Genomic DNA, 15,055 nt, shown 5'->3' on the forward strand with positions numbered 1-15,055 from the left:
GTGAGGACCGCGCCGATCAGCAACAGCGCCAGGTTCGCGGCCAAGCCGCTGACCTCCGGCGGCACCCCAGCACCCCTGTGGCTAGCCGCGTTTGAGCGCGCTCCCCTGCCCGCGCTCGACCTCGCCGGATGCCGACGCCTGATCGTCGTGGCGGCCCACCCCGATGACGAAACCTTCGGCCTGGGCGCGACCATCGCACACTTGGCGGCGGCGGGGGTCGACGTCCGGGTGGTGTCGGTCAGCGACGGCGGTGCCGCCCAGCCGGGCGCGACGCTGTCCGGCCGGATTCGGCTGTCCACCACCCGTCGATACGAACTCCGCAGGGCCACAAGTATTTTGGGTTCCGCTCCGCCGGTCCGGCTAGGATTGCCCGACGGCGAGCTGGCCAACCACCAGGATCGGCTCACCGAGGCGTTGGTGGGGATATTGCGGACGGCGGGCCCCGACACCTGGTGCGCCGCCACCTGGCGAGGCGATGGACATCCGGACCACGAAGCCGTGGGCCGCGCGGCCGTGGCGGCATGCGTGCGCACCGGCGTCGCGTTGCTGGAATATCCGGTCTGGATGTGGCACTGGGCCGCTCCGGCCGACCCCGCGGTGCCGTGGGACCGCGCCAGATCGGTTCCCGCCCCGGGTTGGGCCGTCAACCGCAAACGCCAAGCGGCGCAGTGCTATCGGAGTCAGTTGCGGCCCGGTCGCGGTGAAACACCACCCGTCTTGCCGCCGTTCGTCCTGCAGCGCCTGCTCACCGTGGGGGAAGTGGTCTTCCGGTGACCACGCGGCTGCCCGACGCCTACTTCGACCGGATGTACGTCGGCACCGACGATCCCTGGCAGCTCTCGACGCGGTGGTACGAGCAACGCAAGTACGCGATCACCCTGGCGCTGTTGCCAGCCCTCCGGTATCGGCACGCCTTCGAGCCGGGCTGCTCCATCGGCACGTTGACCGCGCGGCTGGCGGAGCGCTGCGACCACGTGACGGCCGTCGACGTCGCCGATGCCGCGCTTCGCGGCGCCGACGCCCGCCTGCGGCGGGCCGGCTGTCGCGACAGGGTGACGCTGACCCGGTCGTCGCTGGACGCGGCGTGGCCCGCGGGGCCGTTCGACCTGGTGGTACTCAGCGAGGTCGCCTACTACCTGGCGCCTGAAACACTCACCGCGGTGCTGCGTCGCGAATTTCCCCGGCTGGAGCGCGGCGCAATGATCCTCGCCGCGCATTGGCGTCACGACGTGACCGACTACCCACTCACCGGCGACGCGGCCCACGCCGTCATCGCGGGGACACCCGGGCTGACGTCGCTGGGCCGCTACCAGGATCACGATGTCGTCATCGAGGCGTTCGACACCGGCGACGGAAGGTCGGTGGCAGGACGCGAAGGGGTGCCGGGCGTGCGCTGAATCCGCCGCCGACGCATGACAGTGCGACCCCGAGAGTGGCTAGGAGAAATGGGTAGGAGAAACCCTATGCGCGTGGCGACCTTCAACATCCTGCACGGCCGCACCGTCGGCGACGGGGTGGAGGTGCAACGGCTGCGGGACTGCGTGCGCCGCCTGGATCCCGATGTGCTCAGCCTGCAAGAGGTCGACTGCGATCAGCCGCGGTCCGAGCGGGCCGATCTCACCGCGGTGGCGGCCGAGGCGATGGGCGCCGTGGAGCACCGGTTCGTGGCCGCGATCTCCGGCACGCCCGGGGCGACGTGGATGGCCGCGACGGGTCGAGAACAGCCCGGGACCGCCGCCTACGGCATCGCGCTGCTGTCGCGGTACCCGGTGACCAGCTGGCAGGTGGTGCGGCTGCCCCGCATTCCGATGCGCTTTCCCATGTACCTGCCTGGTCCCAACCGGGTGATGGTCGTCGACGAGGAGCCCAGGGCGGCGGTCATCGCACGGATGCGCACCCCGATGGGCGAGCTGACGGTAGCCAACACCCACCTGTCTTTCGTGCCCGGCTGGAATCGGCGTCAGCTGCGCCGGCTGGTGCACGACCTGCGCGGCTTCCCGGGCCCGCGGCTGCTGACCGGGGACCTCAACATGACACCCAAGACCGTGCGGCGCTGGTCGGGCATGCGGGCGCTGGCGGCCGCGGCGACGTTCCCCGCGCACGCCCCCGACCGCCAGTTGGATCACATCCTGACCGACGATCGCGGACTGCGTGGCAAGGCCGTTACGGCCGAGCCGATGAACATCTCCGATCACCGGCCGCTGGTCGTCGACCTCGTGCATTCGTGAATCGCCGGCCGGTTATCCCATCGCGCTGAGCCGGCGCTTGACGCGCGCGATCTCGTCTACCGAGGGCAGCGCGTCGGTGACCCGGGTGATTTCCACCCCGACGTCCACATTGGAGATCGAACGACACGTCGGGACCAGCAGTTTCGTCGCGATGGTGGCGACCTCGTCGTCGGACACCCGGCGCGGCAGCAGCGCCAGCACCGGCGAGTGGCCGAGGGCGGGGGCACCGTCCGGGTAGCCCGCGCGCAGGAACGCGACGATGCTCAAGACGCGATCGCTCAGGCCCATGTTCCACCTCGTTCATCCGGTCGTAGCCAGGAATAACCGGCCCGCGCGGTTTGAAACCCGGCACGCCCGCGAAAGCGAAAAAGGGGCCCGGCCCCTAGACGGAACCGGACCCCTTCGTCAGCGTGCTACTGGTTTTCCTTCTGACGCTCCTCGGCGGCCTTCGCGCCGGCCCGCGCAGACTCGGCTTCGGCCTCCTTCTTGCCCGCGTCGCGCTGGGCGTCGGCCTTGTCCTGCTGGGCCTGGCCCTCCTCGACCATGTCGTCGCGGCCGAGCACCGTCCCGCCGGCCTCCTTGACCTTGCCCTTGACGCCCTCGACGGCGCCCTTGACCGCTTCCTGCGGTCCGCTCTTGTCATCCCCCATGGGGTCGACCTCCCTTTTGTTTACTGTGCATCTCGCTCATACGGCGTTCCCGTCGGCCGAACCGTCAAACGCGCAGACCGCTGTGCGCGCGATCACGGAACGATTCCACCTTCAAATTGGACCGTTTGGGACGCGATCCGGTGGGTAGTAATGAGCGACCACCAACGAAAGCGGGTGAGGTTTCTTGACCACCGTCGCCGTGATCGGGGCGACCGGGACCGCCGGGTCGCGCGTCGTCGCCAGGCTCAGGGCCAGGGGCGTCGCGGTCGTGGAGGTTTCCCGCACCCACGGCGTCGACGTGCTCGACGGCGAGAGCCTGTACCGGGCGCTCAGAGGAGTCGATGTCGCGATCGACGTCGCCAACCCCGAGCCGCACGACGGTCACCCCACCGCCACCGAGACGCTGGCCGCCCGCAACGTCATGGGTGTCTGCTCCGCGCGGCGCGTGCAGCGTCTGGTGGTGGCGACGTTGGCCGGCATCGACGATCCGGTGTTCGACGGGCTGCCCTACTTCGAGGGCAAACGCGCGGCGAAAGAGATCCTTCTCGAGGGCCCGGTCCCGGCCACGGTCGTGAAGTCGACCCAGTGGTATGAATCCGCCACCGGCCCAGCGGGGCCGGTGATTTGTGACGGGAACGAGGTGATCGTGGAGGATTGGCTGATACAGCCCATCGCGGCCGACACTGTCGCCGACGTCCTCGTCGAGGCGGCCCTCGGACAGACGCACACGCCGCGCACCATCACGGGTCCCGATGCCATCCGGCTGCCCGAGCTGACCTCGAAAGTCCTTGCCCAGCAAGGCGATGGCCGTGCGGTGCGGGTGGTGCAGCCCGCCGTTCCCGCGCTCGCCGCCGGGGCATTGCTCGCCCCCGAACGCGCGGTGGTCGTCGGGCCCGACGTCGAAACCTGGCTCCGGACGGTGCCGCCGGCGAGCACCGACGGGGACGGCGACGGCGCGACGCTGCACCGGCCGGATTTCTCCCAGACCTGACCGGTCGTCCTTAGCCAGAAAACGAAGAGTTGCCGACGGTGCGCGGACCATTCGGTGCCGGATGCGCTGGTCGAGCGCGGTGACCACACCAGGTCACCGCGGGCCGTCGTCATTTTCCTGCGCCGACGGAGGCAACGGCGTTATGGTCACCTCAGGTTGAATCCACAGCTGCCCTCACGCGAGCGGCCGTGGGCACCGGTCGCTCCTCACTCACCCATCCGATGGGGCGACGATATGACTGCTCAACCCTACCGAGTCGAACAACGACTCCACTGCTACGAAATCGATTGCGCCGGGGCGCGACTGGACGTGCAGGCGCACGGCCTGGCCACCGTACTCGGCGTCAGTGGCGAAATCGACGCGTCCAACGCCGACCTCATCGCCAAGGCGATCCGGCGCTTCGTGCGACTGCGGGCCCCGCTGATCCTGGACTTCAGCCGCGTGGACTACCTGGGCAGCGCGGGCCTTCGTGTGCTGCTGCTCGTGCAGGATGAGTGCCGGCTCGCCCGGCTGCACTGCAGCGTGATCGGCGGTGTCGCCCTGCGTCGGCTCACCCGCGTGGTGACCGGACTCGGCCTGCCCCTGGTCGATTCGATCGGCGAGGCGCTCCAACTGATCCGCGCCTCCGCAAATGGCACGCAGCGACGGTGATTTCAGGTCACGATTCCGTCACGATCCTGATCACGAATCCTTAAGAATTGCCGGCCCGTTTCTAAGAATTCTCAACATAGCCGGGCGGATTTGACTGTTCGCTTAGTGAACGCCCGCGTTCCGTGGCCGCTTCGCGGGGTTGGCGCACTTTCCGTTCCTCGCGGGCGATCACGACCACTGTTGAATTCCGCTACTTTGGTTTTCGAGGATCGGGAGCCTCTCTGGCAAGAATCAATTCGTAATTTCGAAGGACACATTCATCATGAAAATCAGCAGTATTGTCGCGCGCCGGCGGCTGGCCGGCGTCGGTGCCGGCTGCCTGCTCGGGGGGATCACCATGGGGCTCGTCGGCGCGCCGTCGGCGGCCGCAGCGCCCGACTGCAGCCCCGGCGGGGTCAACGCCACCGTCTCGTCGGCGCAGGGCTCGGCTGAGCAGTACCTGGCCGCGCACCCGGGCGCCAACGACGTGGTCAGGGCCGCCTACACCCAGCCGAGGCCGGAGGCCGAGTCCAACCTGCGGGGCTACTTCACCGCGCACCCCCAGGAGTACTTCGACCTGCGCGGCATCCTGGCACCGATCGGTGACACCGAGCGGCAGTGCAACGTCAAGGCCCTGCCGCCGACGCTGGAGTCGGCCTACCAGGAGTTCATGGCCGGTTGATCCCGGCTCGAAGCGACCCGCCACGACGCTGTGGCGGGTCGTTTCGCTTCACGTGTGAACGGCCCTCGTGACGGGTAATTGTCCAGTCAACGTGACTGGAGGGAAAGATGCGGCTGCGTCGCAGTGTGCTCAACAAGCCGGGGATCGCGCGTAAGCGCCGGGGTAAGGGCTTCGCCTATTACGGGCCCGACGGCGAGTTGCTGTCCGACCCCGAAACCCTGCAGCGCATCAAGGATCTGGTCATTCCGCCGGCCTGGAAGAACGTGTGGATCTCACCGCATCCCAATGGCCACATCCAGGCCGTCGGCGTGGACGCCGCCGGCCGCCGCCAGTACCTCTACCACACCGCGTGGCAACAGGAACGTGCCGAAGAGAAGTTCGACCGCGTCCTGGAACTGTCCACGCGCCTGCCCCATTGGCGCGCCGCCATCGCAAAAGACCTGACGCGCAGCGGCTTAACGCGTAAGCGGGTGCTCGCGGTGGCGTTGCGGCTGCTCGATCGCGGCTACTTCCGGGCCGGCAGCGAGCAGTATGCCGAGGAGAACGAGTCGTACGGGCTGGCCACCCTGCTGTGTGAACACGTGCAGGTCCGGCGCGACGCGGTGGCCTTCGACTTCCCCGCCAAGAGCGGCGTGCGGCGCACGGTGGAAATCGAGGACCCCGAAGTGGTCCGGGCGGTGCGCGCCCTCATGCGCCGGCCCGAGCGAACCGAACGACTCTTGGTGTGCCGCAACGCAACCGGATGGCTCGATGTCCGATCCGACGACCTCAACGCCCGCTTCAAGGAGTTGGTCGGGAACGAATTCACTGTCAAGGACCTGCGCACCTGGCACGGAACGGTGCTGGCGGCCACCGCGTTCGCCGACGCCGATCCGGCCGTCTCGCAGCGGGTGGCCAAGCGGGTCGAGTCCGCCGTCATGAAGGAGGTCGCCGAGGAGCTCGGCAACACCCCGGCGGTGGCCCGCGGGTCTTATGTGGATCCCCGCGTCGTCGCCGGCTACGAGCAGGGGCTGACGATCGCCGCGGCGACCCGCCGCGCCGAGCGCGCGCGTGATCCCGACGCGGCTCAGGAAATCCTGGACAAGGCCACCCGCATGCTGATCCGCCGAGTGGCCAAGGGCGCTGGCACCTCCGTGCTGCTGAAGAGCGCCTGACGCGCCGTGGGCCGGCCTCCTGCACAGGTGAGGCGCGACGAGTCGGCGCGGCCAAGGCGGGCGAGCGATCGTCGTGCTGAACACCACGACTCGCTCGACCCGACCATGGCGTAAGAGGGGCTTGGGCTACGTCGGAAACGGCGCACCGCAAGGCTTTTAGCCGAATAAAGCCGACCGGCGGCTCGTTCACAGGAAACCCGACGAATAACGGCGGCGATCGTGGGTATGCCACGTCGTGTGGGAAGCGCTTCAGCCTGCCCATTCACGTCTGACTGCGGTCGAAACGGACGGCCGTGGGCCTTCGCAGCAAACCGCACGCCCCCGGGGCTTCGGCGTCGGCCGGCGTAGCTAGCGAATCGTCATCGAAAACCGTCTGTCTAGGAGGAACACCAATGGCTAAGCAAGAGGTCTCGGACTACCTGCTGGAGCGACTGCGGGCGTGGGGCGTTGAGCACGTCTTCGCCTTCCCGGGCGACGGCATCAACGGGATCCTCGCCGCATTCGGCCGCGCCGACAACAAGCCCATGTTCATCCAGTCGCGGCACGAGGAGATGAGCGCATTCGAGGCGGTGGGCTACGCGAAGTTCACCGATCGAGTCGGGATCTGCATGGCCACCTCGGGTCCGGGGGCGATCCATCTGCTCAATGGCCTGTACGACGCCAAGCTCGACCACGTTCCGGTGGTGGCCATCGTCGGACAGACCAACCGCAGCGCTATGGGCGGTTCCTATCAGCAGGAGGTCGACCTGCTGAGCTTGTTCAAGGATGTCGCGAGCGACTACGTCCAAATGGTCACCGTGCCAGAACAATTGCCCAATGTGTTGGACCGTGCCATCCGGGTGGCGATCGCTCAGCGCGCGCCGACGGCCATCATCATCCCGTCGGATGTGCAGGAGCTTCCGTATTCGCCGCCCACGCACGCGTTCAAGATGGTGCCCTCCAGCCTTGGCATCGAGTGGCCGGCGGTCGACCCCGAAGACGCGGCGGTGCGGCGGGCGGCCGACCTGCTCAACGCCGGCAAGAAGGTTGCCATGCTGGTCGGCAACGGCGCGAGCGGGGCCCGCGACGAGCTGATCGAGGTCGCCGACCTACTGGGGGCCGGCGCGGCCAAGGCGTTGCTGGGCAAGGACGTGCTGAGCGACGAATTGCCTTGGGTGACCGGCTCGATCGGACTGCTGGGGACACGGCCGAGCTACGAGCTGATGCGGGACTGCGACACGCTGCTGACGGTGGGCTCCAGCTTCCCCTACACGCAGTTCCTGCCGCAGTTCGATCAGTGCCGCGCGGTGCAGATCGACATCGACGGCCGCTTCATCGGCATGCGCTATCCGTATGAGGTCAACCTGGTTTCCGACGCGAAGTCGGCACTGCGGGCGCTGATACCGCACCTGCGGCGCAAGGACGACCGCAAGTGGCGCGAGACCATCGAATCCAACGTGTCCCGCTGGTGGGAAACGATGGAGATGGAGGCGAAGGTCAGCGCCGACCCGGTCAACCCGATGCGGATGTTCTCCGAGCTGTCCCCCATGCTGCCCGACGACGCCATCGTCACCGCCGATTCCGGCTCGGCGGCCAACTGGTATGCGCGCCAATTGAAGTTCCGCGGCAACATGCGCGGCTCGCTGTCGGGCACGCTGGCCACGATGGGCCCCGGCGTGCCGTACGCGATCGGCGCGAAGTTCGCTCACCCGCGGCGGCCGGTCATCGCTTTCGTGGGTGACGGCGCCATGCAGATGAACGGCATGGCCGAGCTGATCACGATCAAGCGCTACTGGCAGGAGTGGGGCGATCCGCGGCTGATCGTGGCGATCCTGCACAACAACGATCTCAACCAGGTCACCTGGGAGATGCGCGCAATGGCCGGATCGCCGAAATTCGCCGAGTCCCAAAACCTTCCCGACGTGGACTTCGCCGCGTTCGCGGCGAGCCTGGGCCTGAACGCGATGGCCATCAAGGACCCCGAGGAACTCGGGGACGCGTGGCGCAACGCGCTTTCGGCGGACCGCCCCACCGTGTTGGACGTGTTCACCGATCCCAACATGCCCCCGATCCCGCCGCACGCCACCTGGGATCAGTTCAAGGCCGCCACCACCGCGGTGCTCTCGGGTGACGAGGACCGAGTCGGCTTCGTCAAGGTCGGCCTCAAGACCAAGGCGCAGGAATTCATGCCGCACAAGAAGTGACGACGCGTTGCCGGCTCAGAGGTTGGGGCCGGCGCCGCGCAGGTCGTCGACGAACAGCCGGTAGGCCTCCTCGCGTCCGTCGCTGCGGTCGCGCAGCAGGGCCGACGGATGCACCGTCGCCACCACGGCCGGCTCGGGGTCGACGTCGACGACGGAGGAGGGCAGCCGCAACTGCTGGCCGCGCTGGGTGGAGACGCGAAAGTCGGTGCCCAGCAAGGATTGTGCCGCGGTCGCGCCGAGGCACACGACGACGTGCGGCCGCACCGCCTCGATTTCGGCGATGAGCCAGGGCCGGCAGGCGACCACCTCGGTGCGTCCCGGCTTTTGGTGGATCCGCCGTTTGCCGCCCTTGCGGGTGAACTTGAAGTGTTTGACCGCGTTCGTCTCGTACGTCAGCGAGGGATCGATGCCGGCGTCTTCCAGAGCGCGCGCGAGCAGCCGCCCGGCCGGCCCGACGAAGGGCTCACCGGCGCGGTCCTCCTGGTCGCCCGGCTGCTCGCCCACCAGCATGATCGGTGCGCCGGGATGCCCGCGGCCGAACACCGTCTGGGTGGCGTCGGCGAAAAGCGGGCAGCCCCGGCAGCATTCGGCCGCGGCCCGAAGCGAATCCAGGCACCGCTGCTCGGGCAGGTAATGCTCGGCCCCCGGTGCCTTGGTTGCGGTCATGGCGCTCCCTTGCCTACCCGACGGGGCTGGGGCGCCCCCACCCAAGTCCTGCGGGGGCGCCCCATCGAGTCGTGCTAGCCCTTGCCGACGATGGCGTCGCGGGCCCGGTCGAGCATCGCCGCGAACGGTCCCGCGGCCAGGTTGGCCGCCTGCGACTCGACTCCGGCGTGCGGCCGGGTGGGCGCGATCGCCTCGGCGAGCTTGGCCGCGCGGCCCATCCGCTCGAGCTCGTCGCCGCTCAATTCCTGGCCCAGCTTGGAGAATTCGTCGTGCTCCTCGTGCTCGGCGTGCGCGACGACCGCGTCGCGCAGCTGAGTCAGCAGGCTGGTGAACTCCGCGCTGTCCACGTCGAGCTTCTCCAGCTTCTGCAGGACCGTCTTGGCCTCGTGCTCTTCGTGCAGTCGCTCGTCGACCACCGCGGCGCCGTCGGAAAGCTTCCGCTTGGCCCGCGGGTGCACGATTTCCTCCTCGGCGGTTTCGTGGACGGCGAGCAGTCGGCGCAGTTCGACGAACGCCTTTTCGCGTTCTTTGCCCGACGCCGCCAGGGTTTCGGCGAACAACGATTTGATCTGCTCGTGCTGACTGACAAGAAAGTCGACCACATCGGTGGGCGACGTGATGGCGCTCTGAGCCATGATGTCCTTCCCATTTGTTCCGCGCGCGGGCTGTTGCGCGCTTCTGTTCGGCTACCCGACGAATTCGGCGACCAAACGGTACGGCCGTGCACCAGTGGGTAGTTCCTCATCAAGTCGCGAACGAGGAGAACGATGGTGACAACCGGAATGCGCAGTCGGGCGGCGATCGTGGGCGCGCTGGTCGTGACGGCCGGCTGCGCGGCGCCGGGGGCGTCGCTGGAAAGCGCGCCGGACGTCGCCTTGTGGTCGGTCGCCGCGCCCCTGCGCGGGCCGGTGTGGTCGTATCGGACGCACGCCCTCGTCGCGCTCACCGGCGACCGCCGGCTGGCCGAGGTGACCGCCGGTGACCGCCCGGGCGACGCCAGGACGCGGCTGTCGGCGCCCGTGGCGGCCGGACGCAACCTGCAGATCAGCCAGCGGGACGACCGGATCGTGTTCGTGCCGCAGCCCGAGCGCGGCAGGGTCGCCGAGGTCGACCTCGAAAGCCTGCGCCAGATCGGCGATTTCGACGCCGGGCCCGCCCCGGCGTATCTGTCCGAGGACGCCGGGTTGCGCACGCTGCTCGCGCTGTCGGCGGACGGAACGACGGTGACACCGGTGGATCAGCACGGTGATCGCAAGCTACCCACCGCCCGGATCACCGGCGATCCCGCGGACACCATCGACGGCGCCAATCGCGGCCGCGAGATCGATTACCACGCCTATGCGCCGTCCGGAATCCGCCATTACCAAGGCTCTTCGTCACCTCCGGCGGAGCGCGGGTCGTTGGGGATCGACGTCGCGGTGTCGGCGGGCGACGGCACCGCGGTGACGCGCAGCTACGTGGCCGGCCACGACGACGCCACGCTCTACGCCGTGGATTCCCGCCGGGGCGGGGAGGGGCTCACGGTGCTGGCCCGCACCCGGCTGCCGTCCCCGATCCGCGAGTTGGGCACCGACGACACCCGGATCTACGCCGCCACGGACCACGAGGTGGTGGTGCTGGAGACGGCGAGCTTCACCGGCTTCCCGGCGGGGACGATCCCGGTGGTCCGCGCGATCGGCTACCGGGCGGGGCTGCCGCCCGCGGCCCAATCCGCGCCCCTGTCGGGCATGGCGATCGGGCCCCACCGGGTGTACCTGACCCTCGCCGACGTGCCCTACGTGGTCAGCGTCGCCAAGCCGCGCCTCTGACGCCCGGGCTTCGGCTACATTTCGGGCAGGTTGGCCGGTAAGGAGGCGCTGGCGTGACCAACCCGCAGGACCCGTATTGGCAGAACCCCTATACCTACGACCCGCTCGGCCGGGTTCCGCCCGCGCCGTCGCCGGTGGAACCGCCGCCCGTCTTGGCGCCCCCGCCCGCGGTGCCCTATCGGCCGCCGGTCAACGTGCTGGCGACGCTGTCGCTGGTTTTCGCGTTCGTGTTCGCGCCCGTCGGGGCGGTCCTGGGCCACGCAGGACTGGCGCAAATCCGCCGCAGCGGGGAGCTCGGCCGGGACCGCGCCCGTGTCGGGCTGGCGCTGTCGTACGCGTTCATGACGCTCGCCGTGGTCGCCGTCGTCGCGTGGGCCACCTTGGGCGCGACCCCGTCCACCCAGACCGCCGCGCCCGCCACCACCTCCGGCGCGGCACCCCCGGCGCCCCCTGGTCCGGTCGCGCCGGACGCCCTGGCGGCGCTGCTGCCCGGCGCCGACGCCCTGCGCAACATCACGTCCGATCAAAATCTCGAGGCCGGCCAGACGTGGGACAGCCTGGGCCGATCCAGCGCGGAGGGGGCCATCGACCGGCCGGAATGCTGGGGCAGCATCGCGCCCGGAACGCCCGACGCCTACGCCGGTGCCGCCGTCACCGGATACCGCGCAGCGGAGTTCCGCGACTCGCGCAGCTTCCTGAAGTCCACCCAGGTGATCGAGGCGGTCGTGGCCTTCCACGACCCGGCCGCCGCCCGGGCACAGCTGGCGGCGTTGCTCTCGGGATGGCGCCAATGTGGCGGCTCGACCGTGACGCTCACACCCCGCAACGGGGAGTCGCTCACGTTTTCGGTCGGCGCACCCGCCGACGCCGGCAACGGCGTCACCACCCAGGATCTGACGCCCCGGGGAGTGCAGATCCGCTCGGCCCGCGTCATCGCGGCCAAGGCCAACGTGGTCGTCGACCTGATGGTGTCCTGCAGCGGCACGACGGACGGCGCTCAGCCGCGGCAGGGCGGCCTGGGCATCGCCACCTACGTGCTGGGCAAGCTGCCTGGCTAGGGTGGGCCTATGAGGTATGTCGACGTCGACGGAGTGGGCCGGGTCAGCCGGATCGGCCTGGGCACCTGGCAATTCGGGTCACGGGAGTGGGGCTACGGGGAGGGCTACGCGTCCGGCGCCGCGGGCGAGATCGTGCGCCGCGCCCTGGCTTTGGGGGTGACGCTCTTCGACACCGCCGAGGTCTACGGGCTGGGCAAGAGCGAGCGGATCCTCGGCGAGGCACTCGGCGACGGGCGCGCCAGCGTCGCCGTCGCCAGCAAGATCATGCCGGTGGCGCCGTTCCCCGCCGTGGTCAAGCAGCGGGAGGCCGCCAGCGCGCGGCGGCTGGGCGTCGACCGCATCCCGCTCTACCAGATTCACCAATCCAACCCGTTGGTTCCGGACACGGTGATCATGCCGGGCATGCGCGACCTACTCGACGCCGGCAAGATCGGCGCGGTCGGCGTCTCCAACTACTCGCTCGCGCGGTGGCGGAAGGCCGACGCCGCGCTCGGTCGGCCGGTCGTCAGCAACCAGGTGCACTTCTCGCTGGCCCACGCCGGGCCGCTGGAGGACCTGGTGCCCTTCGCCGAGCGGGAGAACCGCATCGTCATCGCCTACAGCCCGCTCGAGCAGGGGCTGCTCGGCGGCAAGTACGGCCTGGACAACCGGCCCGGGGGCATCCGGGCGCTGAACTCGCTGTTCGGCACCGAGAACCTGCGCCGGGTCGAGCCGCTGTTGCAGACGCTTCGCGACGTCGCGACCACCGTCGGCGCCAAGCCGGCCCAGGTCGCGCTGGCCTGGCTGATCAGTTATCCGGGTGTCGTCGCCATCCCCGGCGCGTCCAGCGTCGAGCAGCTCGAGTTCAACGTCGCCGCCGCCGACATCGACCTGCCCCCGGACGCCCGCGAGGCACTCACCGGGGCCGCCCGCGCCTTCCGGCCGACCTCGGCCGGGCGTTTCCTGACCGACCTGGTTCGCGAGAAGCTGGGCCGCTAGGACTGCGCGGAGTCGGCGAACGCGGCGGGGCTGGCCGGTGCGCCCCGGGCCACCACCACCGGCATCGAGGTCGCGGAGTTGGTCCGCAGGATGGTGTGCACGACGTCGACCAGGTCCTCGACGGGCATCAGCTTTCCCGGCATGCAGCCGCGGGACGCCCACAGCGGGACGGCCTTCATGGCGAGGTCCATGTCCCAGCCGATGTTCATGCCCGTCGCCGCGTCCCCCTCGCCGCCCGGGCACTCGCCGACGATGAAGGTGGTGAACCCGATGTCGGGATGCTCGGCCCGCCACGCGTCCACCATCCGCTCGAGGGCGGCCTTGCTGACGCCGTAGGCGCCCAGGCCCGGCCACGGCGGCCCGAAGGTGCCCGCGTCGGAGGACAGGTAGACCGCCTTGCCGGCGGAGACCGTCAAGTGCGGCAGCGCCGCGGCGGTCACCAGCGCGGCGCCGATCACGTTGGTGTCGAAGATGCGCCGCCAGGTGGCGGCATCGGTGTCGACCATGCGGACCAGCGGGCCGACGGCCGGGGTGTAGACGATGTTGTCGATGCCGCCGAGGGCGTCGGCGGCGGAGGCGATCGCCGACCGGCACGACGCCTCGTCGGTGACGTCGCATTCGATGGCGACCGCGCCCGGGCCGGCCTCCTTGGCCGCCGCCTCGATGCGCTCGCGGCGCCGGGCCAGCAGCGCGACCTGATCGCCCCGCTCGGCGAGGCCGACACCGATGCAACGACCGAGCCCGCTGGAGGCGCCCACCACCACTGTCCTTGACATATTTGCCCTCTCTTGTAACGAGCTGCCGTCGGCAAAAACCTACCGGATAGCACCCGGCGCATGTCGATGGCTGGGCGGCCTAATTCCGGACGACGGTGTTCCGCTCCCCAAATTTGGCCTGGTACATGGCGGCGTCCGCCCGGGCGGTGACCGCGTCGACGGTATCGCCGGGAAGGGCAAGCGTGGCGCCGATGCTCAGAGTGGCGGAAATCGTATTGCCGGACACGCGGATGGGTTCGGCGGCCCGGCAGCGAATCTTCTCGGCGATCCGGGCGAGCTCGTCGATGTTGCGGACGCCGGGCAACAGGGCGAGGATTTCGTCGCCCCCGGTCCTGCCGACGGTGTCGCCACGGCGAACGCTTCCCCGAATCCGCGCTGCCACGGTCGCGAGCACGAAGTCCCCGATCCCGTGTCCCCAGGTGTCGTTGATTTCCTTGAAATGGTCCAGGTCGCAGAACAAGACGCCGACATAGGTCCCCGCCGGTTGCGGTTCCTCGAGCGCGGCGGCGAGCCGGCCGAGCGCCTCGGCACGGTTCACCAGGCCGGTCAGGGTATCGAACCGGGCGAGCCGTTCCAGTCGCTGCTCCGCCTTCACCTGCTCGTCGACGATGCGCACCGCGGCGATCATGCCGTCGGTGTTGCCGTCGGCGTCGACGTACGGTTTGCCGTGGCTCTCGACCCAATGGTATTGACCGTCGGCGGAGCGAATTCGGAACCGTTGCACGACCGATTCGCCGGCGGCGACCCTGCCCACAGCGTCGGCGACCGTCTCGATGTCCTGCGGATGGATGTGGCGGTTGAAACCTGGGCCGATCCACCCGTCCGGCGGGCGGCCCAGCGCGGCCTCCACGGACGGCGACACCCATACGACCTCGTCACCGCGAAGGAGCACGACGATGTCCACCGCGTTGTCGGCGAGGATGCGGTAGCGCGCCTCGGCCTCGGCGCGCTCGGTGCTGGCCAGCTCCTTTTCGATCAGCAGTTTCTGCTCGTTCTGGATGAACACGAAGGTGATCACCCCGACGACGAGGGTGCCCAGCAGGATCGAGAAGGTCCACTCGGCGTGCGGTCCGACCCCGAGCCCCAGGAAGATCGGCCGCGATACCGCGACGACGACCGGAAGCGCGGCGAGCAGGCCGGCCAGCCGAAGCAGCGACTTCCGGTCGGGGCGCGCGAGCAGCCAGGCGACCGGGAACCGGTCGGGGCGCGCCAGCGCCGTCGCCGCGGCGACCAGCAACAGCGCCGACGCCG

The 15,055-nt window shown here is 69.5% G+C and carries 17 protein-coding genes; 11 read left to right on the forward strand and 6 right to left on the reverse strand.

Annotated features, from left to right (window positions below; translation table 11 throughout):
- The 3 genes from A9X03_RS15160 to A9X03_RS15170 all read left to right on the forward strand — a co-directional run bounded on the left by A9X03_RS15160 (window position 1) and on the right by A9X03_RS15170 (window position 2,228).
- Window positions 1-774, forward strand: coding sequence for a PIG-L deacetylase family protein (locus A9X03_RS15160; RefSeq protein ID WP_067761071.1), 774 nt, complete (start codon window positions 1-3; stop codon window positions 772-774).
- A complete protein-coding gene (locus A9X03_RS15165; RefSeq protein ID WP_231968728.1) occupies window positions 771-1,397 on the forward strand; it encodes a cyclopropane-fatty-acyl-phospholipid synthase family protein in 627 nt (208 codons plus the stop codon). Before A9X03_RS15160 ends, A9X03_RS15165 begins: the two co-directional genes overlap by 4 nt.
- 66 nt (window positions 1,398-1,463) lie before the next feature.
- A complete protein-coding gene (locus tag A9X03_RS15170; protein WP_067761073.1) occupies window positions 1,464-2,228 on the forward strand; it encodes an endonuclease/exonuclease/phosphatase family protein in 765 nt (254 codons plus the stop codon).
- A gap of 12 nt (window positions 2,229-2,240) precedes the next feature.
- On the opposite strand, the gene A9X03_RS15175 is transcribed toward A9X03_RS15170, so the two are convergent.
- Both A9X03_RS15175 and A9X03_RS15180 read right to left on the reverse strand, forming a co-directional pair.
- Window positions 2,241-2,516, reverse strand: coding sequence for a DUF3349 domain-containing protein (locus tag A9X03_RS15175; protein WP_067887214.1), 276 nt, complete (start codon window positions 2,514-2,516; stop codon window positions 2,241-2,243).
- Window positions 2,517-2,641: 125 nt separating this feature from the next.
- The gene (locus A9X03_RS15180) at window positions 2,642-2,878 is read right to left on the reverse strand and encodes a general stress protein CsbD (RefSeq protein WP_067761077.1); all 237 of its coding nucleotides are present in this window, start codon (window positions 2,876-2,878) and stop codon (window positions 2,642-2,644) included.
- A 184-nt stretch (window positions 2,879-3,062) separates the two neighbouring features.
- Between A9X03_RS15180 and A9X03_RS15185 the strand changes: the two genes are divergently transcribed.
- From A9X03_RS15185 to A9X03_RS15205, 5 genes are all read left to right on the forward strand, one after another.
- Window positions 3,063-3,869, forward strand: coding sequence for an SDR family oxidoreductase (locus A9X03_RS15185; protein WP_067887211.1), 807 nt, complete (start codon window positions 3,063-3,065; stop codon window positions 3,867-3,869).
- Window positions 3,870-4,103: 234 nt separating this feature from the next.
- Window positions 4,104-4,520: an STAS domain-containing protein gene (locus A9X03_RS15190; RefSeq protein ID WP_067887209.1), complete on the forward strand. Its 417-nt coding sequence runs from the start codon at window positions 4,104-4,106 to the stop codon at window positions 4,518-4,520.
- A gap of 262 nt (window positions 4,521-4,782) precedes the next feature.
- On the forward strand, window positions 4,783-5,181 hold the full coding sequence (locus A9X03_RS15195; protein ID WP_067761081.1) for a heme-binding protein: 399 nt from the start codon (window positions 4,783-4,785) through the stop codon (window positions 5,179-5,181).
- A gap of 107 nt (window positions 5,182-5,288) precedes the next feature.
- A complete protein-coding gene (locus tag A9X03_RS15200) occupies window positions 5,289-6,335 on the forward strand; it encodes a DNA topoisomerase IB (RefSeq protein ID WP_067761084.1) in 1,047 nt (348 codons plus the stop codon).
- Between the two features lie 392 nt (window positions 6,336-6,727).
- Window positions 6,728-8,518 (forward strand): thiamine pyrophosphate-requiring protein, encoded by a 1,791-nt coding sequence (locus A9X03_RS15205; protein ID WP_067761087.1) that lies wholly within the window; start codon window positions 6,728-6,730, stop codon window positions 8,516-8,518.
- Window positions 8,519-8,533: 15 nt separating this feature from the next.
- Here the strand turns inward: A9X03_RS15205 and A9X03_RS15210 are convergent, their stop codons facing one another.
- Complete coding sequence (locus A9X03_RS15210; RefSeq protein WP_068261701.1) at window positions 8,534-9,184, reverse strand: UdgX family uracil-DNA binding protein; 651 nt, start codon at window positions 9,182-9,184, stop codon at window positions 8,534-8,536.
- Between the two features lie 74 nt (window positions 9,185-9,258).
- Window positions 9,259-9,819, reverse strand: a complete 561-nt coding sequence (locus A9X03_RS15215; protein WP_067761092.1) for a hemerythrin domain-containing protein — start codon at window positions 9,817-9,819, stop codon at window positions 9,259-9,261.
- Window positions 9,820-9,951: 132 nt separating this feature from the next.
- Between A9X03_RS15215 and A9X03_RS15220 the strand changes: the two genes are divergently transcribed.
- From A9X03_RS15220 to A9X03_RS15230, 3 genes are read left to right on the forward strand one after another with little or no spacing between them, the layout of a single operon-like run.
- Window positions 9,952-10,992, forward strand: coding sequence for a hypothetical protein (locus tag A9X03_RS15220; RefSeq protein ID WP_068261704.1), 1,041 nt, complete (start codon window positions 9,952-9,954; stop codon window positions 10,990-10,992).
- 53 nt (window positions 10,993-11,045) lie between these two features.
- Entirely contained in the window at window positions 11,046-12,050 is a 1,005-nt protein-coding gene (locus tag A9X03_RS15225) for a sensor domain-containing protein (protein WP_067887201.1), read from the forward strand.
- A 9-nt stretch (window positions 12,051-12,059) separates the two neighbouring features.
- Window positions 12,060-13,028 carry an aldo/keto reductase gene (locus tag A9X03_RS15230; protein WP_067887197.1) on the forward strand — a complete coding sequence of 323 codons (969 nt, stop codon included), beginning with the start codon at window positions 12,060-12,062 and terminating at the stop codon, window positions 13,026-13,028.
- On the opposite strand, the gene A9X03_RS15235 is transcribed toward A9X03_RS15230, so the two are convergent.
- Both A9X03_RS15235 and A9X03_RS15240 read right to left on the reverse strand, forming a co-directional pair.
- Window positions 13,025-13,792, reverse strand: coding sequence for an SDR family oxidoreductase (locus tag A9X03_RS15235; RefSeq protein WP_082954751.1), 768 nt, complete (start codon window positions 13,790-13,792; stop codon window positions 13,025-13,027). The genes A9X03_RS15230 and A9X03_RS15235 overlap by 4 nt on opposite strands.
- A 91-nt stretch (window positions 13,793-13,883) precedes the next feature.
- Window positions 13,884-15,055 (reverse strand): sensor domain-containing diguanylate cyclase (locus tag A9X03_RS15240; protein ID WP_068261709.1); only part of this gene is annotated, 1,172 nt, incomplete at its 5' end.

It is taken from the genome of Mycobacterium sp. E1715 (genome assembly GCF_001667625.1).
GTDB lineage: Bacteria > Actinomycetota > Actinomycetes > Mycobacteriales > Mycobacteriaceae > Mycobacterium.

Excerpts from the sequence above, each read along its gene's own strand:
- A9X03_RS15215 (WP_067761092.1), bottom strand. The coding sequence starts at position 9,819 with ATGGCTCAGAGCGCCATCACGTCGCCCACCGATGTGGTCGACTTTCTT.
- A9X03_RS15230 (WP_067887197.1), top strand. The coding sequence starts at position 12,060 with ATGAGGTATGTCGACGTCGACGGAGTGGGCCGGGTCAGCCGGATCGGC.
- A9X03_RS15200 (WP_067761084.1), top strand. The coding sequence starts at position 5,289 with ATGCGGCTGCGTCGCAGTGTGCTCAACAAGCCGGGGATCGCGCGTAAG.
- A9X03_RS15195 (WP_067761081.1), top strand. The coding sequence starts at position 4,783 with ATGAAAATCAGCAGTATTGTCGCGCGCCGGCGGCTGGCCGGCGTCGGT.
- A9X03_RS15180 (WP_067761077.1), bottom strand. The coding sequence starts at position 2,878 with ATGGGGGATGACAAGAGCGGACCGCAGGAAGCGGTCAAGGGCGCCGTC.
- A9X03_RS15205 (WP_067761087.1), top strand. The coding sequence starts at position 6,728 with ATGGCTAAGCAAGAGGTCTCGGACTACCTGCTGGAGCGACTGCGGGCG.
- A9X03_RS15170 (WP_067761073.1), top strand. The coding sequence starts at position 1,464 with ATGCGCGTGGCGACCTTCAACATCCTGCACGGCCGCACCGTCGGCGAC.
- A9X03_RS15220 (WP_068261704.1), top strand. The coding sequence starts at position 9,952 with ATGGTGACAACCGGAATGCGCAGTCGGGCGGCGATCGTGGGCGCGCTG.
- A9X03_RS15190 (WP_067887209.1), top strand. The coding sequence starts at position 4,104 with ATGACTGCTCAACCCTACCGAGTCGAACAACGACTCCACTGCTACGAA.
- A9X03_RS15210 (WP_068261701.1), bottom strand. The coding sequence starts at position 9,184 with ATGACCGCAACCAAGGCACCGGGGGCCGAGCATTACCTGCCCGAGCAG.
- A9X03_RS15175 (WP_067887214.1), bottom strand. The coding sequence starts at position 2,516 with ATGGGCCTGAGCGATCGCGTCTTGAGCATCGTCGCGTTCCTGCGCGCG.